This window comes from Qipengyuania sp. (genome assembly GCF_964227205.1).
In the GTDB taxonomy this organism is placed as follows: domain Bacteria; phylum Pseudomonadota; class Alphaproteobacteria; order Sphingomonadales; family Sphingomonadaceae; genus Qipengyuania.
Genome location: NZ_CAXQVB010000002.1, coordinates 639,518 through 661,612, shown reverse-complemented (window position 1 = coordinate 661,612; position 22,095 = coordinate 639,518). Strand labels below are relative to the sequence as shown.

At 64.7% G+C, this 22,095-nt stretch carries 23 protein-coding genes and 2 tRNA genes; 10 read left to right on the top strand and 15 right to left on the bottom strand.

The features are described from left to right. Positions 1-52 precede the first annotated feature (52 nt). Positions 53-1,009 carry an LPXTG cell wall anchor domain-containing protein gene (locus ACEQZ0_RS05165; RefSeq protein WP_370189037.1) on the top strand — a complete coding sequence of 319 codons (957 nt, stop codon included), beginning with the start codon at positions 53-55 and terminating at the stop codon, positions 1,007-1,009. 69 nt (positions 1,010-1,078) lie between these two features. On the opposite strand, the gene ACEQZ0_RS05160 is transcribed toward ACEQZ0_RS05165, so the two are convergent. Continuing rightward, positions 1,079-2,287 carry a methionine gamma-lyase gene (locus tag ACEQZ0_RS05160; RefSeq protein WP_370189035.1) on the bottom strand — a complete coding sequence of 403 codons (1,209 nt, stop codon included), beginning with the start codon at positions 2,285-2,287 and terminating at the stop codon, positions 1,079-1,081. 117 nt (positions 2,288-2,404) lie between these two features. On the opposite strand from ACEQZ0_RS05160, the gene ACEQZ0_RS05155 reads away from it, so the two are divergent. Continuing rightward, positions 2,405-2,854, top strand: coding sequence for an Lrp/AsnC family transcriptional regulator (locus ACEQZ0_RS05155; RefSeq protein ID WP_370189033.1), 450 nt, complete (start codon positions 2,405-2,407; stop codon positions 2,852-2,854). Positions 2,855-2,917: 63 nt separating this feature from the next. Here the strand turns inward: ACEQZ0_RS05155 and ACEQZ0_RS05150 are convergent, their stop codons facing one another. After that, positions 2,918-3,277, bottom strand: coding sequence for a hypothetical protein (locus ACEQZ0_RS05150; RefSeq protein WP_370189031.1), 360 nt, complete (start codon positions 3,275-3,277; stop codon positions 2,918-2,920). 231 nt (positions 3,278-3,508) lie between these two features. On the opposite strand from ACEQZ0_RS05150, the gene ACEQZ0_RS05145 reads away from it, so the two are divergent. Further along, on the top strand, positions 3,509-5,137 hold the full coding sequence (locus ACEQZ0_RS05145) for a lysine--tRNA ligase (protein WP_370189029.1): 1,629 nt from the start codon (positions 3,509-3,511) through the stop codon (positions 5,135-5,137). A 4-nt stretch (positions 5,138-5,141) separates the two neighbouring features. Here ACEQZ0_RS05145 and ACEQZ0_RS05140 read toward each other — a convergent pair whose 3' ends face one another. Further along, positions 5,142-5,810 carry a prolyl hydroxylase family protein gene (locus tag ACEQZ0_RS05140; RefSeq protein WP_370189028.1) on the bottom strand — a complete coding sequence of 223 codons (669 nt, stop codon included), beginning with the start codon at positions 5,808-5,810 and terminating at the stop codon, positions 5,142-5,144. Positions 5,811-5,910: 100 nt separating this feature from the next. On the opposite strand from ACEQZ0_RS05140, the gene ACEQZ0_RS05135 reads away from it, so the two are divergent. Beyond that, positions 5,911-6,468: a cytochrome b gene (locus tag ACEQZ0_RS05135; protein WP_370189026.1), complete on the top strand. Its 558-nt coding sequence runs from the start codon at positions 5,911-5,913 to the stop codon at positions 6,466-6,468. Positions 6,469-6,535: 67 nt separating this feature from the next. Here the strand turns inward: ACEQZ0_RS05135 and ACEQZ0_RS05130 are convergent, their stop codons facing one another. Then, on the bottom strand, positions 6,536-7,576 hold the full coding sequence (locus ACEQZ0_RS05130; RefSeq protein WP_370189024.1) for an RcnB family protein: 1,041 nt from the start codon (positions 7,574-7,576) through the stop codon (positions 6,536-6,538). A gap of 188 nt (positions 7,577-7,764) precedes the next feature. On the opposite strand from ACEQZ0_RS05130, the gene ACEQZ0_RS05125 reads away from it, so the two are divergent. Further along, entirely contained in the window at positions 7,765-8,334 is a 570-nt protein-coding gene (locus tag ACEQZ0_RS05125; RefSeq protein ID WP_370189021.1) for a pyridoxamine 5'-phosphate oxidase family protein, read from the top strand. On the opposite strand, the gene ACEQZ0_RS05120 is transcribed toward ACEQZ0_RS05125, so the two are convergent. Together ACEQZ0_RS05120 and ACEQZ0_RS05115 are read right to left on the bottom strand one after the other, a co-directional pair. Next, a complete protein-coding gene (locus ACEQZ0_RS05120) occupies positions 8,331-8,612 on the bottom strand; it encodes an acylphosphatase (RefSeq protein WP_370189020.1) in 282 nt (93 codons plus the stop codon). The genes ACEQZ0_RS05125 and ACEQZ0_RS05120 overlap by 4 nt on opposite strands. 34 nt (positions 8,613-8,646) lie before the next feature. Beyond that, positions 8,647-9,084, bottom strand: coding sequence for a peptidylprolyl isomerase (locus ACEQZ0_RS05115; RefSeq protein WP_370189018.1), 438 nt, complete (start codon positions 9,082-9,084; stop codon positions 8,647-8,649). A 248-nt stretch (positions 9,085-9,332) separates the two neighbouring features. Here ACEQZ0_RS05115 and ACEQZ0_RS05110 point away from each other — a divergent pair, with 248 nt between their 5' ends. Then, positions 9,333-10,049, top strand: a complete 717-nt coding sequence (locus tag ACEQZ0_RS05110) for a PilZ domain-containing protein (RefSeq protein WP_370189016.1) — start codon at positions 9,333-9,335, stop codon at positions 10,047-10,049. 86 nt (positions 10,050-10,135) lie between these two features. Here the strand turns inward: ACEQZ0_RS05110 and ettA are convergent, their stop codons facing one another. Beyond that, entirely contained in the window at positions 10,136-11,815 is a 1,680-nt protein-coding gene (ettA, locus tag ACEQZ0_RS05105; protein WP_370189014.1) for an energy-dependent translational throttle protein EttA, read from the bottom strand. 278 nt (positions 11,816-12,093) lie between these two features. Between ettA and ACEQZ0_RS05100 the strand changes: the two genes are divergently transcribed. Then, the gene (locus ACEQZ0_RS05100) at positions 12,094-13,311 is read left to right on the top strand and encodes a GGDEF domain-containing protein (protein WP_370189012.1); all 1,218 of its coding nucleotides are present in this window, start codon (positions 12,094-12,096) and stop codon (positions 13,309-13,311) included. On the opposite strand, the gene ACEQZ0_RS05095 is transcribed toward ACEQZ0_RS05100, so the two are convergent. From ACEQZ0_RS05095 to ACEQZ0_RS05075, 5 genes are all read right to left on the bottom strand, one after another. Continuing rightward, on the bottom strand, positions 13,308-14,666 hold the full coding sequence (locus tag ACEQZ0_RS05095) for an MATE family efflux transporter (protein WP_370189010.1): 1,359 nt from the start codon (positions 14,664-14,666) through the stop codon (positions 13,308-13,310). The two genes, ACEQZ0_RS05100 and ACEQZ0_RS05095, sit on opposite strands and share 4 nt — an antisense overlap. 34 nt (positions 14,667-14,700) lie before the next feature. Then, a tRNA-Pro gene (locus ACEQZ0_RS05090) sits at positions 14,701-14,777 on the bottom strand. Positions 14,778-14,804: 27 nt separating this feature from the next. Further along, a tRNA-Ile gene (locus ACEQZ0_RS05085) sits at positions 14,805-14,881 on the bottom strand. Between the two features lie 56 nt (positions 14,882-14,937). Beyond that, positions 14,938-15,669, bottom strand: coding sequence for a WalW protein (locus tag ACEQZ0_RS05080; protein WP_370189008.1), 732 nt, complete (start codon positions 15,667-15,669; stop codon positions 14,938-14,940). Between the two features lie 282 nt (positions 15,670-15,951). Beyond that, positions 15,952-17,766, bottom strand: a complete 1,815-nt coding sequence (locus ACEQZ0_RS05075; RefSeq protein ID WP_370189006.1) for a sensor histidine kinase — start codon at positions 17,764-17,766, stop codon at positions 15,952-15,954. A 244-nt stretch (positions 17,767-18,010) separates the two neighbouring features. On the opposite strand from ACEQZ0_RS05075, the gene ACEQZ0_RS05070 reads away from it, so the two are divergent. The 3 genes from ACEQZ0_RS05070 to ACEQZ0_RS05060 all read left to right on the top strand — a co-directional run bounded on the left by ACEQZ0_RS05070 (position 18,011) and on the right by ACEQZ0_RS05060 (position 19,523). Then, a complete protein-coding gene (locus tag ACEQZ0_RS05070) occupies positions 18,011-18,472 on the top strand; it encodes an Lrp/AsnC family transcriptional regulator (RefSeq protein WP_370189004.1) in 462 nt (153 codons plus the stop codon). A gap of 8 nt (positions 18,473-18,480) precedes the next feature. Continuing rightward, positions 18,481-18,897, top strand: a complete 417-nt coding sequence (locus ACEQZ0_RS05065) for a GFA family protein (protein WP_370189002.1) — start codon at positions 18,481-18,483, stop codon at positions 18,895-18,897. Positions 18,898-19,055: 158 nt separating this feature from the next. After that, complete coding sequence (locus ACEQZ0_RS05060; protein WP_370189001.1) at positions 19,056-19,523, top strand: hypothetical protein; 468 nt, start codon at positions 19,056-19,058, stop codon at positions 19,521-19,523. Positions 19,524-19,651: 128 nt separating this feature from the next. Here the strand turns inward: ACEQZ0_RS05060 and accC are convergent, their stop codons facing one another. The 3 genes from accC to ACEQZ0_RS05045 form a co-directional block, all read right to left on the bottom strand. Next, positions 19,652-21,001 carry an acetyl-CoA carboxylase biotin carboxylase subunit gene (gene accC, locus ACEQZ0_RS05055; protein ID WP_370188999.1) on the bottom strand — a complete coding sequence of 450 codons (1,350 nt, stop codon included), beginning with the start codon at positions 20,999-21,001 and terminating at the stop codon, positions 19,652-19,654. A 5-nt stretch (positions 21,002-21,006) separates the two neighbouring features. Beyond that, complete coding sequence (gene accB, locus ACEQZ0_RS05050; protein ID WP_370188997.1) at positions 21,007-21,492, bottom strand: acetyl-CoA carboxylase biotin carboxyl carrier protein; 486 nt, start codon at positions 21,490-21,492, stop codon at positions 21,007-21,009. A gap of 72 nt (positions 21,493-21,564) precedes the next feature. Continuing rightward, complete coding sequence (locus ACEQZ0_RS05045; RefSeq protein WP_370188995.1) at positions 21,565-21,999, bottom strand: type II 3-dehydroquinate dehydratase; 435 nt, start codon at positions 21,997-21,999, stop codon at positions 21,565-21,567. Between the last annotated feature and the right edge of the window lie 96 nt (positions 22,000-22,095).

The window sequence follows — 22,095 nt, the reverse complement described above, 5'->3', positions numbered from 1 at the left end:
CCTGAACAACCGTTCAGCGGAACTGTGGCGAAAACATGTCCGTTTTATCGCCATGACCAAGACACGCCATATGATCGCCAGCGCCCCCATTGCGATTGCCGCGATGGCCGCGCTCCATGTCCCCGCCGCCACCGCGCAGGAAACGCCGACCATCGTGCTCGACATGCCGGCTCCTGCACCCGCACCTGCGACGTCGCAGGCTGTGGCGCCGGCACCGATTGCCTCGCCTGCACCCATCGTGCTTCCGGCCCCGACGCCTGCGCCCATCACGATCGAGCTGCCGGAACCCGTACCCGTGGTCGATGCCCCCGCGGTCAAGGAGGCCGAGCCCGTTGCGACCACGCAGACGACGCGTCGCGCAGCCCCCCAGCCACGAAGCGAACCGGCGCCCGCTGCATCCACGATGACCTCCGAACAGGCTGCGGCCGAAGCGGCCCCTCTGCCGGTCGAAGAACCCTTCGCCAGCGCCAATAACGCCGAAAGCCAGCCGCTTGCGACCGCTGAACCCGCGACCGACCCGGCCAGCGACCCTTCGAGTGCTGCCCTGCTGCTCGCCCTGCTTGGGTTGGGCGGTATCGCACTCGCAGGAGCTTTCCTGTTGGTCCGTCGGCGCCGCGAGGAAGAGGTCCCGGTCATCGAGCGACCGATTGTCTCCCAGGCTGCGCCGGTCGATGCCGAAGCGCAGGACCGCATCTATGACGTCGAGCCGCTGCGCACTATGCGCCCCGAGGCGGCGGCTCCGCTTGCGACGAATAGCGACGCTCCGGTCGAATTGCCGACCGAGAAGCCGCGCGATCCCGCTCAGCGCGACCGCCTGCTCAAGCGCATGATCGAAGCCGAGCCCGACCGGGCCAACCCGTTCGTTTCGCACAAGGCCCGAGCCAAGCGTGCCCGACTGATCCTGCAGTCGATCGGGACCCGATTCACCGATCGCAAGCCGGGTATCGATCTGAGCCAATACACCAATGTCTGGCCCGAATTGCGCGGCTGGCGACCTGCGACAGCCTAAATCCCTCCCGACCCTCGAAAGGTGTCGCAGCGGTAGGGGCGTTCCTTCGGGGGCGCCCCTATTGCCGTCTCAGGCGGCGATGGCGACCTGTGAAGAAGCGAGTGCCTGCTCGAGGTCCGCGAGGATGTCTTTGGCATCCTCCAACCCTACCGACAGGCGCAAAAGCCCTTCACTGATGCCGTGCCTCTCGCGCTCTTCCGCCGTATAGGTCGAATGGGTCATGCTCGCCGGATGCTGGACCAGCGTTTCCGCATCGCCAAGCGAAACCGCACGGGTGATCATCCCCAGCCGGTTCATGAAGCGGATCCCCTGTTCGTAGCCCCCGACGAGGTCGAAGGCGATCATTCCGCCGGGGAGCGCCATCTGCCGACGGGCAAGTTCGGCTTGGGCGAAGCTATCGAGGCCCGGATAATGCACCCCCGCGACCTGCGGCTGGGCTTCGAGCCAGCGTGCGACTTCCAGTGCGGTCGTGCTGTGCCGCTCCATTCGCAACGCCAGTGTCTTGAGCCCGCGCATCACCAGCGTCGCCGTGAACGGGCTCATCACCGCACCGGTCATGTCCTTGAGCCCTTCGAGACGCACCTTCTGCATCGTCGCGGCGGTTCCGGCGACAAGCCCCCCGACGAGATCGCCATGGCCGCCAAGGTATTTGGTCGCCGAATGGACGACGATGTCGGCGCCGAGTTCGAGCGGACGGGTGAGGGCGGGGGTGGCATAGGTATTGTCGACCACGACCTGCGCGCCGTGCGCATGCGCGACCTCGCTGATTGCGGCGACATCGACCAGTCGCATGTTCGGGTTCGCAGGGGTTTCGAAATAGACGAGCTTGACCCTGTCGTTCATCGCTTCTTCGAGAGCCGCCGGATCGGTCAGGTCTACATGGGTAACCTTGACCCCGAACTTGGCGAGGCCGTGGCCGAAGAACGCGAAGGTGCAACCGTAGAGCGTCTGGTCGGTGACGATCTCGTCCCCCGCCTGCAGCAAGGTCCACATTACCGCCGTGATCGCCCCCATGCCGCTGGCTGTGGCGACGCCTGCTTCGGCACCTTCCAGCGTGGCGATGCGCTGTTCAAGCAGGTCGAGAGTGGGGTTGGAAATCCGGCTGTAGAAATAGCCATGGCTCTCGCCCGCGAATATCGCGCCGCCCTGTTCCGCGCTTTCGAAAGCGAAGGTCGATGCCAGATGCATCGGCGGCGTCAGCGCGCCCTGGTTCTCGATCGGATCGTAGCCGTGGTGGATGGCCCGGCTGGAAAAACCGGACAAGGTGGTGCGACTCATGTGCTGGACCTCTTGATGCGTGATTGAGGTCGATATACCGCGATGAGCCTGGCATTTTCCTGCGAACTATGCCACGATATGTGTAAAAATTGGCATATTATGCCATTGGAGGTGAAGGTGGACAAGAAGGACCGGCAAATCCTCCGCGAGTTGCAGCGCGACGGTCGGCTCACCAATGCCGAACTGGCCGAGCGCGTGAATCTGTCGCCGTCGCCTTGCCTCAGGCGCGTGCGCAATCTCGAAAAGGCGGGCGTGATCGATCGCTACGTTGCCATCGTCGACCGCGAAGCGGCGGGCTATCCGGTCACCGCCTTCGTTCAGGTCACGCTTGCCCGCCATGACCGCGAGGTGGTCGACACTTTCGAGCGCCGCGTACGGGATACGCCGGAGATACTCTCCTGCCATCTGCTCACCGGCAGCTCCGACTACCTGCTGCAAATCGTGGTTCCCGGCCTCGATGCCTATGAAGACTTCATGCGCAAGACGCTGCATACGACGCCGGGAATTGCGACTATCAACACCAGCTTCGTCTACGGCACGATCAAGGAAACGGTGGAGCTGCCATAGGGTCGGGCGCAATGAAGCGAGGCCGGCACTGGGCCGGCCTCGCCATCGGTTTCAGGCCGTTCGTCAGCACTTACCGAAAGACTTGGTCACGATCGTGACCCCGCCGACCGAGATCGTCACCTTGACCCCGGTGGGAATGCCCCAGGTGGTGCAGATGCTGAGGCAGGCCTGAGCGGCGGTGCCGTCGGGCACCGAGAGCGGAATCGGGATACACACCGATCCGATCCCCAGCGGCAGGTTGAGACAGATCTTGTTGTCGCTCACCGTCACGCTGATGCATTCGGCCAGCGCGGCATATTCCCCGCCGCCGAGAATGTTCGGCGCGCCGTCTGCCGCCTTCAGCCCGACCGTATCGTTGTGCCGGCTGGCGGCTTCCAAAGCGTTCTGGACCTTCTCTTCGTCGAAGCTCGGTAAGGATGCCATAGTCAATTCCCCTTGTCTGATCGTGTCACGGCGCGGTTCGGCCGCAGGCGAATTTGTCCGCGTTGCAGAGGGGGATTTCGACTCGAACTAGGTCCACTGCGGAGCATCGCCATCTTGCAGACTTCGTTAGTGTCGCGTGGCGGGAAGCGAGCGAAGAACGGTTTCGGACCAATTGCCCCCGGTGCAACTTGCCGCTTGCGTATAGACGCCATTTTGGCGAGAGGCGCGGGCATGAGCATGACCGATCTGATCGCCGCCGCACGCGTGTCCAAGGCCTGGCCGTTCCAGGAGGCGCAGCGCCTGCTCAAACGCTATCCCGATGGCGCGAAGCGCGACGGTTCGCCGGTCCTGTTCGAAACCGGTTACGGCCCCTCGGGCCTGCCGCATATCGGCACCTTCCAGGAAGTGCTGCGCACGACGCTGGTGCGCCGCGCCTACGAAGCAATGATCGGGGCGAGGCCCGAAGACGGCAAGACGCGCCTTGTCGCATTCTCCGACGACATGGACGGACTGCGCAAGGTGCCAGACAATGTCCCGAACAAGGACCTTCTCGAGGCCAACCTTCACCTGCCCTTGAGCCGCGTGCCCGACCCCTTCGAAAAGGGCCACGAAAGCTTCGCCGCGCATAACAACGCCAAGCTGCGCGAATTCCTCGATCGCTTCGGCTTCGACTACGAATTCATCGCCTCGAACGACATGTACAATTCGGGGCGCTTCGACGAGGCGCTCCGCCAGGTCCTGCGCAAGAACCAGGACATCCTCGACATCATGTTGCCGACGCTGCGCGAGGAGCGGCGCCAGACCTATTCGCCGGTGCTGCCGATCTCGCCTTCGACGGGCCGTGTGCTGCAGGTGCCGGTGGAGGTGCTCGATGCCGAAGCCGGTACGATCCGCTTCACCGACGAGGACGGCAGCGTGGTCGAGCAGTCCGCGCTCGGCGGCATGTCCAAGCTGCAGTGGAAAGTCGACTGGGCGATGCGCTGGTATGCGCTGGGCGTCGATTACGAAATGTACGGCAAGGATCTGACCGACAGCGGCGTGCAGTCGGGCAAGATCGTGCAGGTGCTCGGTGGTCGCAAGCCGGAGGGGCTGATCTACGAGATGTTCCTCGACCAGAACGGCGAGAAGATCTCCAAGTCCAAGGGCAATGGCCTCTCGATCGAGGAATGGCTGACCTACGGCAGCGAAGAGAGCCTCGGCTTCTACATTTTCCCCAATCCCAAGAGCGCCAAGCAGCTGCACGTGGGTGTGATCCCGCGCGCGGTCGACGATTACTGGCAGTTCCGCGAGCGGCTTGCCGAGCAGGAGCTCGACAAGCAGCTCGGCAATCCTGCGTGGCATTTGCTGCGCGCCAACGGCGGGTTCGAAGCCGAGGAGGCGCCGGGTGCGGGCGACAGCCTTCCCGTGACTTACGGCCTGCTGCTCAACCTCGCATCGGTGCTCGGTGCCGAGGCAAGCGAGGCGAGCCTGCGAGACTATCTCGAAAGCTATATCGGGGCGGGGCGGATCACACCTGAGCTCGAAGTGCTGATCGGCACGGCGGTCGCCTATACCCGCGACTACATCGTCCCCACGCTGTCCAAGCGGGCTCCGACGGCGAAGGAGGCGGAGGCGTTGCGCGCGCTCGACGCCTATCTTGCCGATGCGGCCGAAGACACCAGCGCCGAGGATCTGCAGACCGAGGTCTACGAGATCGGCAAGCGCGAGGAATACGGCTTCGAGAACCTGCGCGACTGGTTCAAGGCGCTGTACCAGACGTTGCTCGGCAGCGACCAGGGGCCGCGCATGGGCAGCTTCATCGCGCTCTACGGTATCGCCAACAGCCGCAAGCTGATCGCCGAGGCGCTCGCGCGCGGCTGACGCCTCACGTGTGCTTGCGCGTGCGGTACCATTTGGTGAGCACGTATTTCTGACCCTTGATCACCGGCGTGCCCGCGTGGAGCGTGTGTTCGTTGGGTAGGCCTTCGGGCGTGGCATTGTTCCAGACCATGAGCACGCCCGGTTTGGGCTCGATCGAGGCACCGACTTCGACGAAATGCGTGTGCCCTCCTTCCTCGACCTCGTTGAGGAAGGCCATGGCGGTCCAGCAACGCTGTCCGCCGCGCTTGCGCTCGAGATTCCAGTACTCCTGGTCGGTATAGAACCAGTCGTTGTGCGGCTTGAACTCCTGCCCCGGCAGGTAGCGCTGGCCCTGGATGCTTTCACCGACCTTGCCCGGCAGGCCGAGCGTATCGTCTATTCGCCGAGAGATGGCCTTAACGAAGGGATCGTGCGGATCGAAATTGCCCGAATAGGATGTGCGGAACTTGGCGACATAGGCGGTCTCGTGCAGCTCGCTCGGCCGCGCGACCGCGTCGATCATCCGCATCAGCCGCTGACATTCCTCGGGCGCGAGGAAATTGCCGATGGCATAGATTTCCGCCTTGTCGGTGGGGATCCTGTACGCCTGCGGGTCGGCGTCTAGCCGCTTGCGCACCATGGCGCCCACGCGCCGCAGGGCATCCTGATCGGGAACGGTTTCGGTCTTGGTCATGGCCGGTCCCTGTTAGCAATCGTTCGCGCAGCATCAAGCCAGCGGCTTGCCGGCCCGAACCAAAGCGTTAGGTAGGGAAGAAGATTTCCGGGAGAAAACAATGACCGACCCTGTTGCGCGACGCTATTCCACGGGCGCCATGCTGTTTCACTGGGTGATCGCCATCGCCGTGATCTGGAACTGGCGGCTGGCCGAAAACGCCCATGACGCAAGCGACAAGCTCGAGGCGGGGGCAATCATGGGTGATCACAAGGCTCTGGGGATCGCGATCCTCGCGCTGACCGTCGGGCGCCTGCTATGGCGCTGGTCGCATCCCACGCCCCCGTTTCCCGCCACGCTTGCGCCGTGGGAGGCGAAGCTCGCGCGCGGGCTGCATATCCTGTTCTATGTCCTGCTGATCGGCCTTCCGCTGGGCGGCTGGCTGGCCAATTCGCTAAGCGGGCGCGAGATCGATTTCTTCGGCCTGTTCACCGTTCCCTCGCTACCGGTGGAGGAGAACAAGGATCTCGGCCGCACCATTTTCGACGTGCACGGGACCGCGGCATCGATCTTCATCTACCTGATCGGCCTGCATATTCTCGGGGCGCTCAAGCATACTTTCTTCGACGGAAACGGCGGCATCTTCCGCATGTTGCCTTTCGGCAAGGTGCCGAACTGAGCCACAAGAAACACCCCCGCCGAACGCTCGGCGGGGGCTTGGTAACCTCGTTGGTCGGCGTCCGGTCTTACCAGAAGAAGTCGTAGATCACGTCGACCACTTCGCCGTTGTAGATATCGACCAGCAGCACGTCGTCGTAATAGCGGACCCAGCGATAGGGGCCGTAGACTTCGGGCAGGCGATAGCGCCAGGGATCGTTGATCCAGTAACGGCTGCCGAAGAACAGGCTGCCGATCCGGATGCCGATGTTCAACCGGCGATAGCGATAGTCCCTGTAGGGCGCATAATAGCGGCCGAGGTGGAAGAGGCTGCGATTGCTGTGGCGATAGCGCTGCCAGTCGTAACGATGGTTGGCACGCCAGCGACGATGATCCCAGCGATCATAATCGTGCCAGCGGCGTCCGTCGTGATAGCGTGCGCGCCGGTGGGCATCGCGGTAGCCCTCGCGATAGGCGTCCCTGCGCGTGCGGCGATCTTCGCGCGCGTCGCGGCGACGCTCGTCGCGGCGACCGTCACGATAGGCATCGCGGCGGATTTCGCGATGGTTGTAATTGTGACCGTCGCGCCGATCCTGATGCCGCTCGAAGCGGCGGTCTTCGCGTCGTTCTGCCCGACGCTCCGCACGGCGCTCGGCGCGGTCGCGCTCTGCCCGTTGATCGGCACGGGCGCGCTCGGCGGTGTGGCGACGGCTGTGCTGCTCCATTACGCGACGTTCCGCGCGCTCGCGGGCGGCTTCAACGCGACGCTCCGCCCGATTCCAGTCGCGGTCACCGCGCGCGCGCGCGATATCGGCCCGGTTGTCCCCGCGCGCTTCCTGACGATTGCGCACGTTGATGCGTCGTTCGCTGGCCGCGCGGCGTGCTTCGCGCGCGTCATGCTGCCGCATGCGTTTGCGCGTTTCCTCCTGCCGGGCCTGCCTGCGGTTTTCGCGGCGCTCCGAGCGCTGCTGGCGCTGCGCGCGCGCTTCGCTGCGATCGCCGCGATTGCGCTCGGCGCGTTCCTGCCAGTCGCGCGATTGCGCCTGGGCTTCCGCGGGCAGCGCAGTGAGGGCCATCGCCGCAGCGAGGGCTCCCAGCGCGCTACCTTTCATGAGCTTGGTCAGTGTCATGGAGCGTGTCCTTACTTTTGGTCCAGGGCCGCTCCACCACCCGCGGCCATTGTCGATGTCGCATCTTGTATCACAACGGCCTGACGCCAATCTGAACCGGCCTGCCGGTCTTTCGTTCATGTTTTGGCGCATTAGCCTGAATATCTTGGTTCTTGGCAGGCGAGTGGCGCCCGTGCAAGCAGAATGCCATGTACGATACTCTCGAGAAGGTGCGCGCCGACCTCGACGCGCGACTGGAGGCGGCCGCAGGTGATCGTCGCTCGCCCATGCATACACCTGTGGTCGCTACCGCCGATGCAGATGCACGGGTGATGGTCTTGCGCGGTTTCGATCGCCTGAGCTGGACGCTTCGCTTCCATGCCGACGCGCGCAGCCCCAAGGTCACGGCGGTCGAGGATGATCCGCGGATCGCGGTCGTGGCGTATGACAAAGCCGCGGGGGTCCAGTTGCGTCTGCGTGGCAGGGGGCGGATCGAGCGGGCTGGCACGGCCGTCGACGCTGCCTGGGCAGAAAGCACCAATTTTGCGCGGCGCTTTTCTCTCGGCGCCGGACCGGGCGCTGCATCGGAGGGGCCGACGTCGGGCCTGCCCCAACAGTTCGAGGGGGCGGAGCCGGACGATGGCGAGCTTCTGCCCGCCAGGCTGAATGTCGCGCTTTTGTTGGTGAAGATGGAAGAGGCCGACTGGTTCAGCCTGGCTCATACCGGCCACCGTCGCGCCCTTCTGACCCGCGACGGAGGGCAGTGGATTGCCCCCTAGCGGCGCGAAAAGCCTGCGATCCCTTGCGGTGGGATCTTGCGCTGCTCGACCCGCGTCGGCGCTGCGCGGGGCGGGCCTTCATGCATCGCGGCGATCATGCGCGCGATCGACTCGTCATCGCCCTCGAGCTGCGCCTCGACCGTGCCATCGGGCAGGTTGCGAACCCACCCCGCAAGGCCCAGCTCGCGCGCGGCGGCGACGGTCCAGGCGCGGTAAAACACGCCCTGGACGCGGCCGTGGACGATGCAGTGGCGGGCGGTCACGCGCTGATCGGCCATGGGCCGGATCGCCGCGCCGCCCGCCGGACGTGCATCAGGCGGCCTGCTTGATGTCGCGCAGGGTGATGTCGAAAGTCAGGTCCTCGCCTGCCAGCGGGTGGTTGCCGTCGGCCTTGATCGATTCTTCGCCGACTTCGACGACGTAGAGCGTCATCGGTTGCCCGTCGGGCGACTGCGCCTGCAGCGCCATGCCCGGCTGCGGTGCAGGCTCGGGCGGCAGGTTCGCGCGGGGGATGTCGATGACCATCTGCTCGTTGCGCGGGCCGAAGGCCTTGTCGCAAGGGATGGCGACGCTCTGTTCGTCGCCCACGTTCATGCTGGTCAGCGCTTCCTCGATTTGCGGGAAGATCTGCCCGTTGCCGAGCGTGATGTCCTGCGGGCCGACTTGCGCGGTGTTGCCGACTTCCTGGCCGTCGGTCCGCTTGAGGACGTAGTCGATGGTGACGGTGTCACCGCTGTTGGGAGTGGTCATTGATATCCTTTGGATTTCGTGTTCGCGGCACATGCGTGCGCCGCATGGGATATGCGCCCGCGGACCGAGCGCCTTGCCCCTGAGTCTCGCAAAGGAAGGTAGGGGGAGTCAAATGGTGCGGTCCATCCGACGTGGTTCGCCTCGCGAACGGGGCGGTTAACGGGCGGGGCCGGACGTCGTTCTGATAAGGTTTTCGAAAAAGATCGGTGCTACCGATTACTTCATGGGTCTGAGTTTGGGGGTTGATTGTGGAGCGCAGGGTCGGCCACCGTGCCACAGCAAGACAGAAGATCCATGCCAGGTTAGCCGAGACACCGCTCGAGCTGACTCTGCTCGATCTTTCGATTTCCGGCTGCAAGGCGCGCAGCCGAAACCTTGCGCTGGCGCAGGGGGCGTCCATCACACTCGTGCTCTCCGAAAGCGAAAGGATTCCCGGCAAGGTCATCTGGTGCGATGCCGGCGTCGCGGGCATACATTTCGATCGGGCGCTCGATCTCGAGAGCTTTGTGCGGCTTGTTCAGAGGGGAGTGGCGCAGGCGCGTAGCGATGCCACGCTCCGCGACGCATTCGGGCGCCGCCTGCCCGATCTGTCGTCGAACAAGGCGGCGAAGGCCAAGCCGGGAGACAAGCGCCGGGAAATTCGACGCGAACTGAAACGCGAAGCTTTGCTGCGGCTGGGATTCCAGCGTGATCTAAAGATCATGATCTACAACCTGTCGGCCAATGGCTGCCTGTTGAGGCATGGCATCGAGCAGCTGGCCATAGAGGACCGGGTCGCCGTAACGCTGCCGGACTTCGAGAGCTTTTCGGGAACCGTGATGTGGAACAGCGGGCACAAGGCTGGTGTCCGGTTCGATCGGTCGCTGCATCCGGCCGTAGTCGAACTGATTCTCACGCGCCCGCCACAGGGGCATGGCACAGGCCTTGGAGAGGATAGAACAGGCAAAGTCAGCCTGCTGATCTGAGCCTTCGGACCCTCGTCCCGGGGTTTCGCCGCAACACCGGTAACGGGTCGCAAGCCCCCCTTGGGCTTACGACCCATAGTCGCCGGTCAGCGTGTCAGCTTCTTGTAAGCCAGGCGCGTCGGCCGATCTGCAGCATCTCCGAGACGCCGCCGCTTGTCTTCTTCATAGGCTTCGAAGTTGCCCTCGAACCATTCGACGTGGCTGTCGCCTTCGAAGGCGAGGATGTGCGTCGCGAGACGGTCGAGGAAGAAGCGGTCGTGCGAGATGACCACCGCGCAGCCGGCGAAGTTCTCGATCGCGTCTTCGAGCGCGCCCAGCGTTTCGACGTCGAGATCGTTGGTCGGTTCGTCGAGCAGCAGCACGTTGCCGCCTTCCTTCAGCATCTTCGCCATATGCACGCGGTTGCGTTCGCCGCCCGAGAGCTTGCCAACGTTCTTCTGCTGGTCGGGGCCCTTGAAGTTGAACGCGCCGACATAGGCGCGGGTCGACATGTCCTGGCCGTTGACCTTCATGTAATCGAGGCCGTCGGAGATTTCTTCCCACACGTTCTTCTTCGGGTCGAGGTGGTCGCGGCTCTGGTCGACATAGCCGAGCCGTACGGTCGAGCCGATCTCGATGCTGCCGCTGTCGGGTTCTTCCTTGCCGGTAAGGATCTTGAACAGCGTCGACTTGCCCGCGCCGTTCGGCCCGATTACGCCGACGATGCCGCCCGGGGGAAGCGTGAAGCTGAGGTCTTCGAACAGCAGCTTGTCGCCATAGGCCTTGGAGATGTTCTTGGCCTCGATGACCTTGCCGCCGAGACGTTCGGGCACCTGGATGACGATCTGCGCCTTGCCGACCTGGCGGCTGTCCTGGCTGTTCTGCAGTTCCTCGAACTTGCGGATACGCGCCTTCGACTTGGTCTGGCGCGCGCTGGGCGTCTGCCGGATCCACTCGAGCTCGCGGGCGAGTGCCTTCTGCTTGCCGCTTTCCTCGCGGCTTTCCTGCTCGAGGCGCTTGGCCTTCTTCTCGAGGTAGGTCGAGTAATTGCCCTCGTAGGGATAGTAGCTGCCGCGGTCGAGTTCGAGGATCCACTCCACCACATTGTCGAGGAAGTAGCGATCGTGGGTGATCATCAGCACCGCGCCGGCATATTCCTTGAGGTGGTTTTCGAGCCACTGGACGCTTTCGGCGTCGAGATGGTTGGTCGGTTCGTCCAGCAGCAGGATCGACGGCTTCTGGATCAGCAGGCGGGTCAGCGCGACGCGGCGCTTTTCACCGCCCGAGAGGTCGGTGACCGGCCAGTCGCCCGGCGGGCAGCGCAGCGCTTCCATCGCGACTTCGAGCTGGTTGTCGAGCGTCCAGCCGTCGACCGCGTCGATCTTGGCCTGCAACTCGCCCATTTCCTCCATCAGCGCGTCGAAATCGGTATCGTCCTGCGGATCGCCCATTTCGGCCGAGATCGCGTTGAAACGTTCGACGAGGTCGGCGGTCGCGCGTGCGCCATCCTTGACGTTCTCGAGCACGGTCTTGCTCTCGTCGAGCTCGGGTTCCTGCTCGAGATAGCCGACAGTGATGTTCTCGCCCGGCCAGGCTTCGCCGGTGAAATCCTTGTCGATCCCGGCCATGATCTTGATCAGAGTCGACTTGCCCGCGCCATTGGGGCCGACGATGCCGATCTTGGCGCCCTGGTAGAACTGCAGGTTGATATTGCTGAGCACCGGCTTGTTCGCACCGGGGAAGGTCTTGGTCATGTCCTTCATGACGAAAGCGTACTGTGCGGCCATCGGGCGGGAGTCCTTCGGTATCGGAAATGGGTTGGTCGGGCAGGGCGCCCGCAAGGGTCTGCGGCGCAGATAGTCGCACCGACCGCGCGGGGCAAGCATGGCGCGGGCGCAGCCAGCCATATCCCGCCCTCGCGAGGCGTAAGAATTGTCGCAATCCTACAACAAAGGCTGGACAATCGGACCGCGAAACTCGATGGCGCCGGGCACTGGGGTAATCACCTACACCAAGTCTTAACCGACCGGGTTCAAGTCATGGGTAGGAAGGGCGGGGGCAGTCCATGCGCGAACAGATTATGGGGCTGATCACGCCGACGATGTCGATCGTGTTTATCGCGGTCTTCGTCGTGATGTGGTGGCGCGGGAAGATGGAGAATTACGTCCTCGCCTTCGCCGCAGCCTATCTGTTCTTCGCGCTCGGTTTCGGCGTGACCCATCTGTTCGATACGGGCTCGCCCTATGTCTTTCATGTAACGCAGTTTTTCTACACGTTGAGCGTGGCGGCGGGGGTGTGGGGCCTGACACGCCGGGCGGGTCAGCCGCCCTATTTGGGTGTGTTGCTCACCATCTACGGCCTTGCGGCGACTACGCTCGCCGTGGCGGTGGTGACTTCGCCCGACATCGCCTCGCGGCTGATCATCGTCAATGTCGGCTACGGCTCGATGTATCTCGTGTGCATTATGTCGCTGCTCGGCGCCCAGCGACGCGAAGCGATCGACAAGCTGATCATCGTGACGCATGCCATCCTTGGCGCGCAGTTCATGATCCGTCCGGTGCTGACGCTGCTCGTCGAACGCTCGATCGCCGCCGATATCTATCGCGAGTCGGTCTATTACTCGGTCCTCAACTTGTCGCTGGCGCTGGTTTCGCTGATGTCCGCGATGGTGCTGGTGGGGGCCTGCGTCTACGACCAGATCAAGGCCGTCCGCGAACAGGCCGAAATCGACGGATTGACCGGCCTGCGCACGCGGCGCGCATTCGAACAGGATGTCGTCGAACTGCTCGAGAAGGCGAAACAGGAATATCTGCCCGTCGCACTTGTCGTGGCCGATATCGACCATTTCAAGGCGGTCAACGACGTGTGGGGTCACCAGATCGGCGACCATGCCATCGCCCGTTTCGGCGAAGTGATCCGGGGAACGATCCGCGAAACCGACATTGCAGGCCGCATCGGCGGCGAGGAATTTTGCATTCTCGCCTGGAACTGCGACGAGGAGGCCGCGGTGACCATGGCCGAGCGCATCCGCCGCAACTTCGCCGAGGCGCCGGTCGAGGGCCTGCTCGAAGATCATCGCCTGACTGCCAGCTTCGGTGTCGCCGGGCGCGGCGAGGGCGAAGGCTATGGCAAGCTCTTCGCGCGCACCGACAGCGCGCTCTATCGGGCCAAGGATGCGGGGCGCAATCGCACCGTGGGCGACCGCGAGAAGCAGCGCGGTATTGTCACCCCGATCAAGGTCGAGGCAGATGAACAGGGCGCGCAGCGCGAGGCCATCGCCTAGGCGAAGGACCGCCGCAGCAGACCCGGCATCAGCGCCAGCTGAAATCCTGCGCGCAACAGCAAGAAAGCGCAGAAGCTGACCCACAACCCGTCGTTGCCGAGCGGCCAGGTCAGCCACAGGAGCAGGCCGTAGCCCGCTGCCGCGCCGGCCATCGACACCAGCAGTGCGCGCGTCCAGCTCGCCCCCACGAAAACGCCGTCGAGGACGAAACCGGCAAATCCCGCCAAAGGCAGGGCAGCGATCCACGGTCCCAGCCGGCGTGCCTCCGCCGCCACTTCGGGCGTCGCGGCAAAGCTGTCGGTCACCGTCGCGCCGAACAGTGCAAAGACCAGCGCGACGAGGCCGGCAAGGCCGAGGCAGCGCCACAGGATGGCCCCGACATAAGCGCGAAAACCGTCCCGGTCGGCGGCTCCCGCGCGTTCGCCATTGAGCACCTGCGCGGCATTCTCGAAACCGTCGAGCAGGAGCGCGGAAAGAATGAAGAGCTGGTACACGATTCCATTGGCTGCCAGTACCACCGGCCCACGTTCTGCCCCCAGCCGCGTCAGCGCGGCGATCGCGATCATCAGGACCACGGTGCGTAGGAAGAGATCGCGATTGACTCCAAGGAAGGAACCCAGCGCACGCAGGGTGACCCCCGGTCCCTTGCGCAGCGCCATGCGGAAATCGTCCCCCGCGATGCGCAGGACCAGGGCCGCGGTGACCGCGAACTTGGCGAATTCGGCGACGAAGCTCGACCAGGCGATGCCGGCGATGCCCCAATCGAGGCCGAGTGCGAGCCACAGGCCGAGCGCGACGTTGAGTAGGTTATAGGCCACTTCGATCGCCAGCACCGTGCGCATCCGGCGCCGACCGACGAGGAAGCCTACCAGCGCGAAATTGGCCAACACGGCCGGCGCGCTCCAATAGCGGATATCGGCATAGATGACCGCCGCCGTGCGCACGCGTGCGTCCGCACCCAGCGCGTCGAGCAGCAGCGGCAACAGGACCGGCTTGAACAGGAGCAGCACCGCCGCGATCGTCAGCCCGACTGCCAGGCCCTTGAGCAGCACCTCGGCCTGGGCCTGCGACCCGTGACGCGTACCCGCCTGCGCGACGAGGCCGGTGGTGCCGGTCTTGAGGAAGTTCATCACCGTGAACAGCGCCGCGAATAGCTTTGCGCCGACATCGACCGCGCCCTGTGTCGGCGCATCGCCCAGCTGGCCGACGATCCACATGTCACCGATCCCGATGAGTGCGGTGGCCACGTTGGTGACCATGGCGGGCAAGGCGATGGCCCAGATCAGCCGGGTGTCGATGGTGGGTGAGCGCGTGATCGGTCGGCCCTTCGCTATCGCCCGGGGGTTTTCGCGCAAAACTGTCCCCCGAACGGTTCTGTCTAGCGGAAACTGGTCGGGGAGACTGGATTCGAACCAGCGACCCCTTGTACCCAAAACAAGTGCGCTACCAGGCTGCGCCACTCCCCGACCGTGTTTCCCGCAAGACGCCAGGCTTGGTGGGCCCGGCAGGACTCGAACCCGCGACCTAGCCGTTATGAGCGGCCAGCTCTAACCAACTGAGCTACAGGCCCCCAGCCACGCCATGCGGAACAGCGCGCCTAGCCCCGGTGCTCGGGGCTTGCAAGCACTAGGCGTCGACCGATGCCATGATTTCCTCGATCGTGGTCGGACGCACCCCGCGGCTGGAGAGATAGCCGAACACCGTGCGCAGCCAGTCGTAGAGCGCATCGAGATCATCTTCGCCGCGCACGTAGGGGGTGAAACCCGCGGCGAGCGAGGGGCTGTGGAAGCTCAGCACCAGCACCGGCAGGCGGTCGTCGAGCGCAATGTCGATCGCGCGCAGTGCCTCGTCCTGGCTGACCCCCTCGGGCGTGAGGCCGATCCGTTCGAGCAGGCCAAGCCGCGACAGCAGCCCGCCGAGCAGGGGAAACTTCGCGGTAAACGGGAACAGCCGGTGTCCTTGCTTGCGCAGCAGGCCCCAGAATACGGTGGTTAGCGGCAATTCGAGCAGCTTGCGTTCCGGGTCGGTCCAATACGGCGCCACCGGATGGCGGCTGTAATCGGGCCCGTGCCCTTCCGAATAATCGTAGCGTGCGCGCACCGAGCTATCGATCGCGATACCGTGTTCGCTCAGCAATCGGGCGGTCTGCGGGCCGAGGCCATAGCGACCGGCACGATAGATGCGCGGCGCAGTGCCGAAGCCTTTCTCGATCACATCGCGCAACCGACGGAATTTCGATGCTTCGAGTTCTTCCCTCAGATTGCCGGCGAAGCTGTTGTATGTGTTCACTTCCTCGTGATGCGGCGGGTTTACCCAGGGGTGCAGCTGCACGCCGACCTCGGCCTTGCCGGCACGCACTGCATCACCGATGATTTCCCGCGCCAGCGGGTCGTTGGCGATCGGCCAGTCGACCAGATAGACCGGCGAGACGCCGATCCCCTCGCAGAATTCCTGGAAGCCGGCGATCGCGCGGACGTGGCTGAGGCCGTAGCCATCGGCGCTGAAGGGGGCGTTCCAGTCGAATTCCTCCTCGGTGTCGACCGTCAGCAGGACGCGCTGGCCGAACCCTTCGGCAAACCGGGCGGTCTGCGAAGCGTGTGGGGGATGGAGGAGGTTGGCGTAGATGATTGTCGAAATGTCCTAGCCGGCCGCGCGATCGGGCGCATCGGCAGGGCTAGGCAGCGCCTCGGCGCCGGTCAAGAGCGGCAGGCTCAGCACCAGCACATTGTCTTCGCGGGCCAATTCACCGCCGGCCGCGCGCGCCTCGGCGCGAGCGAGGCGGAGCGAGAAGCCGGCCCCGAAAATACCCGAGCTGAGCGTGCTGCCGGCCGAGCGGATGTCGGAGGCGAAAATGTCCTCGCTCCCGGCAAGCTGGGCGGGCAAATCGATGCGCAGCGCGACCTGCTCGTCCGCCAGCGAGAGGCTCAGGGGCACGGTTTCGCCGGCGCCGGTCGCCCCTGCGAGCGTCGCGAGAATGCGCCAGCCGAGCATCTCGGCCTCGTGGCGGGCGAGTGCCAGCGGTGCGGCGCGATCGGCAATCCGCGCTTCGAAGCGGGCGACGCGCGGCCCGAGAACGGTCTGCAACTGGGCGATCTGTCCGCGCACGATGGCGACGAAATCGCTTTCCCCCGGATCAAGGTCGAGCGCCCCGGTTTCGAGCCGCGCCAGCCGGTCGAGTTCGTCGAATCCGGCAAGGATGCGCGCCGAATCGCCAGCGATCGAGGCCGCCAGAGCGCGGTACTCATGCGGGGTCGGGCCAAAGACCTGTTGCTGGATGACCTCAGCATAGCCCTGCATCGCATTGACCGGTGTGCGCAGCTCATGCAGCAGCTGGCGCAGGCGGTCGGCCCCGCGCTGCGCCCGATCGTCCACCGGCGCCACCGCGCGGCGGAAGCGCCCGACATAACCGAAGAAGCGGCCTTCGCCGCGGGTGAAGCGCGGCGCCGCATCGACGATCCAGTCGCCTTCGATCGCCTCAGCCCCGCGCAGCGATAGGGCAACGCCGCGGACCGGCTGGCGATTGGCGAAAGCGGTGGCGAAATCCTCGCCCGGCCGGTCCGCCTCGCGCTGCTGTGCGAGGTCGATGCCGACCACCATCGGAGCAATTTCCGGCTCGGCCCAGTCGATCCGGCCCTCCGACCCGGTGCCGAAATTGAACGCCGCCAGAGGCTTGCGCGGCGCGATTTCGTCGAGGCCCGCCATCGGAAGGGTCGGCGCTTCGTCGTCTTGCGAGGCGCTGCGGGCCTTGCGGAAGGTTTCGATCCGTTCGACCAGCGCGCGGATATCCTCGGACTTGCCCCCGGAATTGCCGACCGGCGGCGCCGCCTTCGATGGCGCTGCCGGTTGCTGCAAGCTTTTCTTGGGGGTTTCCGTTTCGGCTATCGCGCCCGTCTGCTCGGGCGCCTCGGCGGCAATCTCTTCCGGCGCGGGGCGCAGGACGAGCGGCGCGATCGGGTCGGGTGCGGTCGGTACGTCGTCCTCGCTCGTGGCGAGGGGTTCTCGCATGCTGCGGGCGGGCATCGGCAGGGCGCGGTCGGCGACGCCAAGCCGGTCGAGCACCTGCATTGCAGCGTCCGGCAGATCGCGGCGGTGACGCAGGAAGCCGCGCGCGCGGATCGGCAGGCGGGGGATCAGTTCTGCCCATTCCTCGCCGGTCAGCTGCGCACGATAGAGTGCTGCACCGGCAATCGTCGGATGCGCCTCGCCGAACCAGCGTACGAGTTCGGGGTTGCGGAAGCGCCAGCCGTTTTCGCCGACGATCGCCGCGCGCTCGGCCACAGGGATGACCTCGGCCAGCGCGATCAGCCGGAGGTAGGCGGCCGCCTTGAGTGCCGGATCGCCCGCTTGCGGTCGCTCGCCGAGCAGGTCGAGCAGCTGGCGGAACTGCGTTTTCGCCGCACGCTCGCCAGCGGCGCGGAGGCGCAGCACGGTGGCAAGGCGGTCGTCGAAATGCATTCGGTCTCCGGATTGGGGGCGGCGGGTCGTGGAATTCGCCATGACAGCGCGGCATTGGCCGGGCGACAATGGATATAGTTACCCGGCCATTTACCGCCAATGAGCCACTCTGCTGCGTTGCAAAGCGGGACAATTGCTGGCAAAGCTAATAATGTTAGCCAAGACGGCTGCATCGCGTTGTCAACATTTCGTGGAAGTTTCGCGATGCCCCGCCAGTGGCGCAAGGGTAGCAGAGGCAGTGAGTATGGCCAATCTCGACGAAATCGACCGGCGATTGCTGGGTGAACTCCAGACGGAGGGGCGAATCACCAATGTCGAGCTTGCCCATCGGGTGGGGTTGACCGCGCCGCCGTGCCTGCGCCGCGTCCGCGCGCTCGAGGAAGAGGGTGTCATCAGGGGGTATCATGCCGAGCTCGACCCGTCGAAGCTGGGCTTTTCGATCACGGTCTTCGCGATGGTCAGCCTGAAGAGCCAGGCCGAGGATGCGCTGCGTGAATTCGAGGCGGCGATGAAGGACCTACCCGAAGTGCGCGAAGTCCACATGCTCAATGGCGAGATCGATTTCATCATCAAGATCGTCAGCAGGGACCTGCAGAGCTTCCAGGAATTTCTCACCAGCAAGCTGACGCCGGCGCCCAATGTGGAAAGCGTGAAAACCTCGCTGACGATCCGCACCAGCAAGCACGAGCCCGGCGTCCCGCTATGAGCGCGGCGATGACCGGCCACTGCCTGTGCGGCGCGGTCACGGTCACGCTCGACAATCCCAAATCCGAGGTCGAAATCTGCCAGTGCGCCATGTGCCGCCGCTGGGGCGGCGCGTTCTATGCGGCGCTTACGGGCGAAGATTTCACCATCGGCGGGGAAGAGTCGATCACCGCCTACGCCTCGAGCGACTGGGGCGAACGCGCCTTCTGCTCGCACTGCGGCACGAACATCTGGTGGCATTTCAAGCCCACCGGTAACCGCAGCTTCTCAGCCGGCATCTTCGACAATGCGGCGGGCCTCACAATCGAAAAGGAAATCTTCGTCGACGAGGGCGCGGACTGGTGCCGCCTCAAAGGCGACCACCCGCGCCAAACGGGCGAGGAGGCGATCGCCGAGGCGAAGGCGGCAGGGTTCAGCTTCGACTAGCGAGGTAGGGTGCAGCACGCACTCGAGTGGGATCGTCCGGGTCCACGTAAAAACACATATATATGCGGTGGCAATCCTTACACTGCGTGCCGCTTTCGTTGCTTAACACTCTGACTCGTAAGGGCGCGGGCGGTCGCAGCCACTACAGGAAGAAATGTATGAGTTTATCAATCACGGGTGTTGCGTCCCCGCTGACGCCCAAACCTTCGCCTGCGTCGTCGAATAACCAAGCCGCCAATTCGACCAGCGAGCAGCAAGCAGTATCGGAGCCGGAACCGGCCTCGCAAGCCAGTTCAAGTTCTCAGTCGTCTGAACCGGCACCTTCGTCGTCATCGAGCGAGCCAGGCGTCGTCTACCAACCCTCGCAAGGGGCGCAGGAGCCCGCGACCTATTCGCCTACCGCTCGTGGCGAGGCCACTTCGGCGGCATCACCCGCCGCCCGGCCGACGGTCAGCGACACGGCAATTACCGATCGCGTGGCCGTTGCGCGGCAGGCGGGGGTGAGCGCGGCTCCGGTTGCCAGATCGCAAGGTGAAGCGGACCGCGTGGATGTCACACAGCTCATCGCCGCCTATGTCAATCAGTTCGCCGGCAGCCAGCGTCAGGATCTGAGCCAGTTGCTCTGAAAGGAATGTGGGTCTGCGGATTCACATTCCAGCAAAGATTGCCCGGCCAAGTTACGGTCGGGCAATCCCCGCTATTTCCGATGACATAGGGGGCGACGGCGGCTCCGGGTCCCTAGATTGGAAGCGACTCATCCCTCGCGCGTCTTGAGCCATTCCTCGAGCCATTTGATCGAGTACTGCCCGCTCTTCACATCGTCCTGCTGGAGCAATTCCTGGTGCAGAGGAATGCTCGTCTTGACGCCTTCGACGACCATTTCCTCGAGCGCGCGCTTCAGCCGCATCATGCAGCCTTCGCGGGTGCGGCCGTAAACGATCAGCTTGGCGATCATGGAATCGTAATAGGGCGGGATGCGATAGCCCGCGTAGAGCCCGCTATCGACGCGCACATGCATGCCGCCGGCGGCGTGGTAATAGGTCACTTCGCCGGGCGAGGGGGCGAAGGTCCACGGGTCTTCGGCGTTGATGCGGCATTCGATCGCATGGCCCTTGAACTCGATCTCGTCCTGCTTGACCGATAGCGGGTGGCCCGCCGCGATGCGGATCTGCTCGCGCACCAGGTCGACGCCGGTGATCGCTTCGGTCACCGGGTGTTCGACCTGCAGGCGGGTGTTCATCTCGATGAAGTAGAATTCGCCGTTTTCCCACAGGAACTCGATCGTGCCTGCACCGCGATAGCCCATGTCGCGCATCGCTTGGGCGCAGACTTCGCCCATGCGCATGCGGTCTTCCTCGCCGAGCACGGGCGAGGGCGCTTCCTCGAGGACCTTCTGATGGCGACGCTGGAGCGAACAGTCGCGCTCGCCCAGGTGGATGGCATTGCCATTGCCGTCGCCGAAGACCTGGAATTCGATGTGGCGCGGATCGCCGAGGTATTTCTCGATATAGACGGTGGCATCGCCGAATGCGGCCTTCGCCTCGCTGCCGGCCTGCTTCATCAGGCTTTCGAGTTGATCCTCGCTTTCGCAGACCTTCATCCCGCGGCCGCCGCCGCCGCTGGCGGCCTTGATGATCACGGGGTACCCGATCTTGGCTGCGATTTCGCGCGCTTCGCCGATCTCGCTCACCGCGCCGTCGCTGCCGGGGACGAGGGGGAGGCCCAGTTCGCCTGCGGTCTTCTTCGCCTGCACTTTGTCACCCATCGTGCGGATATGCTCGGGCTTGGGGCCGATCCACTTGATGTCGTGCGCCTCGACGATTTCGGCGAACTTGGCGTTTTCCGAGAGGAAACCGTAGCCGGGATGAATCGCGTCGGCATGGCTGACTTCGGCCGCCGAGATGATGTTGGCGATGTTGAGGTAGCTGTCGGTCGCGGGCGGGGGGCCAATGCACACGGCATGGTCGGCCAGGCGAACGTGCATGGCATCGGCGTCGGCGGTCGAGTGCACCGCGACGGTCTCGATGCCCATCTCATGCGCCGCGCGGTGGATGCGCAGCGCGATTTCGCCGCGATTGGCGATCAATATGCGCGAAATCGTCATGGAAATTATCCGACGACGACGAGCGGCTGGTCGAATTCGACCGGCTGGGCGTTCTCGACGAGGATCGCCTTGACCGTCCCGGCCTTGTCGGCGGTGATCGGGTTCATCACCTTCATCGCCTCGACGATCAGCAGCGTCTGGCCTTCCTTGACGCTGTCGCCGACCTTCACGAAATCGGCCGCTCCCGGTTCGGGGGCGAGATAGACGGTGCCGACCATGGGCGACTTGATCGCGCCGGCGACATCGGCACTTGCAGCGCTTTCAGGTGCAGGCGCGGCCGCAGCGGGTGCAGGTCCTGCCGGAGCCGGCATCGGCGCGGGCGCCGCGGCCATTGCCACGCCGCCGCCGCGCGAAACCCGAATCTTCCGATCGCCATCCTCGACCTCGATCTCGACAAGCCCGGTCTCGCCCAGCATTTCGGCGAGCTCGCGTACGAGAGCGGTATCGACGTTCATGCCGGACTTGCCGGCGCTGCCCTTTTGGTCGGCCATGGAACCCCTTGTGTGTTGTTTGGCCCGCCTATGCTCCGCGCGGGACGATAGGGCAAGGGGGCGGGGCGCGTTTTAAAGCGCGGCTGCTTTCTCCAACGCTACGGCATAGCCGCGCGCGCCCAGGCCCTTGACCTCGGCCACCGCGCCCAAGCCGACATAGGAGACATGGCGGAAAGGTTCGCGCGTTGCCGGGTCGGACAGGTGGACCTCGATAACCGGCAGTTCGATCGCCTTGATGGCGTCGAGCAACGCGATTGAGGTGTGCGTATAGGCCGCCGCATTGAGCAGCACCGCTTTCGCTCCGGCTGCGCGCGCCTCGTGCAGCCAGTCGACCAGCACGCCTTCGTGATTTGTCTGGCGGAAATCGATCGCCAAGCCCAGTTCGCGGGCCTTGCCCTGCAGCATCGCCTCGATGTCGGCGAGCGTGCCGGTGCCGTAGATCCCCGGCTCGCGCGTGCCGAGCAGGTTGAGGTTGGGGCCATTGAGGACGAAGACGGTGTCGGTCATGCGACGTGGTTAGCGGTGGTTGCCGCAACTAGGAAGAAGAAGGTCGCCCGACAGCCCTAGGCCCGCCAGTCCGAGCTGCTAGAGAAGCGCGGACCC

What these genes read in the sequence shown, in the direction of transcription:
- ACEQZ0_RS05165 (WP_370189037.1), top strand. Translation starts at nt 53, where the DNA reads ATGACCAAGACACGCCATATGATCGCCAGCGCCCCCATTGCGATTGCC.
- ACEQZ0_RS05160 (WP_370189035.1), bottom strand. Translation starts at nt 2,287, where the DNA reads ATGAGTCGCACCACCTTGTCCGGTTTTTCCAGCCGGGCCATCCACCAC.
- ACEQZ0_RS05150 (WP_370189031.1), bottom strand. Translation starts at nt 3,277, where the DNA reads ATGGCATCCTTACCGAGCTTCGACGAAGAGAAGGTCCAGAACGCTTTG.
- ACEQZ0_RS05145 (WP_370189029.1), top strand. Translation starts at nt 3,509, where the DNA reads ATGAGCATGACCGATCTGATCGCCGCCGCACGCGTGTCCAAGGCCTGG.
- ACEQZ0_RS05140 (WP_370189028.1), bottom strand. Translation starts at nt 5,810, where the DNA reads ATGACCAAGACCGAAACCGTTCCCGATCAGGATGCCCTGCGGCGCGTG.
- ACEQZ0_RS05135 (WP_370189026.1), top strand. Translation starts at nt 5,911, where the DNA reads ATGACCGACCCTGTTGCGCGACGCTATTCCACGGGCGCCATGCTGTTT.
- ACEQZ0_RS05130 (WP_370189024.1), bottom strand. Translation starts at nt 7,576, where the DNA reads ATGACACTGACCAAGCTCATGAAAGGTAGCGCGCTGGGAGCCCTCGCT.
- ACEQZ0_RS05125 (WP_370189021.1), top strand. Translation starts at nt 7,765, where the DNA reads ATGTACGATACTCTCGAGAAGGTGCGCGCCGACCTCGACGCGCGACTG.
- ACEQZ0_RS05120 (WP_370189020.1), bottom strand. Translation starts at nt 8,612, where the DNA reads ATGGCCGATCAGCGCGTGACCGCCCGCCACTGCATCGTCCACGGCCGC.
- ACEQZ0_RS05115 (WP_370189018.1), bottom strand. Translation starts at nt 9,084, where the DNA reads ATGACCACTCCCAACAGCGGTGACACCGTCACCATCGACTACGTCCTC.
- ettA (WP_370189014.1), bottom strand. Translation starts at nt 11,815, where the DNA reads ATGGCCGCACAGTACGCTTTCGTCATGAAGGACATGACCAAGACCTTC.
- ACEQZ0_RS05100 (WP_370189012.1), top strand. Translation starts at nt 12,094, where the DNA reads ATGCGCGAACAGATTATGGGGCTGATCACGCCGACGATGTCGATCGTG.
- ACEQZ0_RS05075 (WP_370189006.1), bottom strand. Translation starts at nt 17,766, where the DNA reads ATGCATTTCGACGACCGCCTTGCCACCGTGCTGCGCCTCCGCGCCGCT.
- ACEQZ0_RS05070 (WP_370189004.1), top strand. Translation starts at nt 18,011, where the DNA reads ATGGCCAATCTCGACGAAATCGACCGGCGATTGCTGGGTGAACTCCAG.
- ACEQZ0_RS05065 (WP_370189002.1), top strand. Translation starts at nt 18,481, where the DNA reads ATGACCGGCCACTGCCTGTGCGGCGCGGTCACGGTCACGCTCGACAAT.
- ACEQZ0_RS05060 (WP_370189001.1), top strand. Translation starts at nt 19,056, where the DNA reads ATGAGTTTATCAATCACGGGTGTTGCGTCCCCGCTGACGCCCAAACCT.
- accC (WP_370188999.1), bottom strand. Translation starts at nt 21,001, where the DNA reads ATGACGATTTCGCGCATATTGATCGCCAATCGCGGCGAAATCGCGCTG.
- accB (WP_370188997.1), bottom strand. Translation starts at nt 21,492, where the DNA reads ATGGCCGACCAAAAGGGCAGCGCCGGCAAGTCCGGCATGAACGTCGAT.
- ACEQZ0_RS05045 (WP_370188995.1), bottom strand. Translation starts at nt 21,999, where the DNA reads ATGACCGACACCGTCTTCGTCCTCAATGGCCCCAACCTCAACCTGCTC.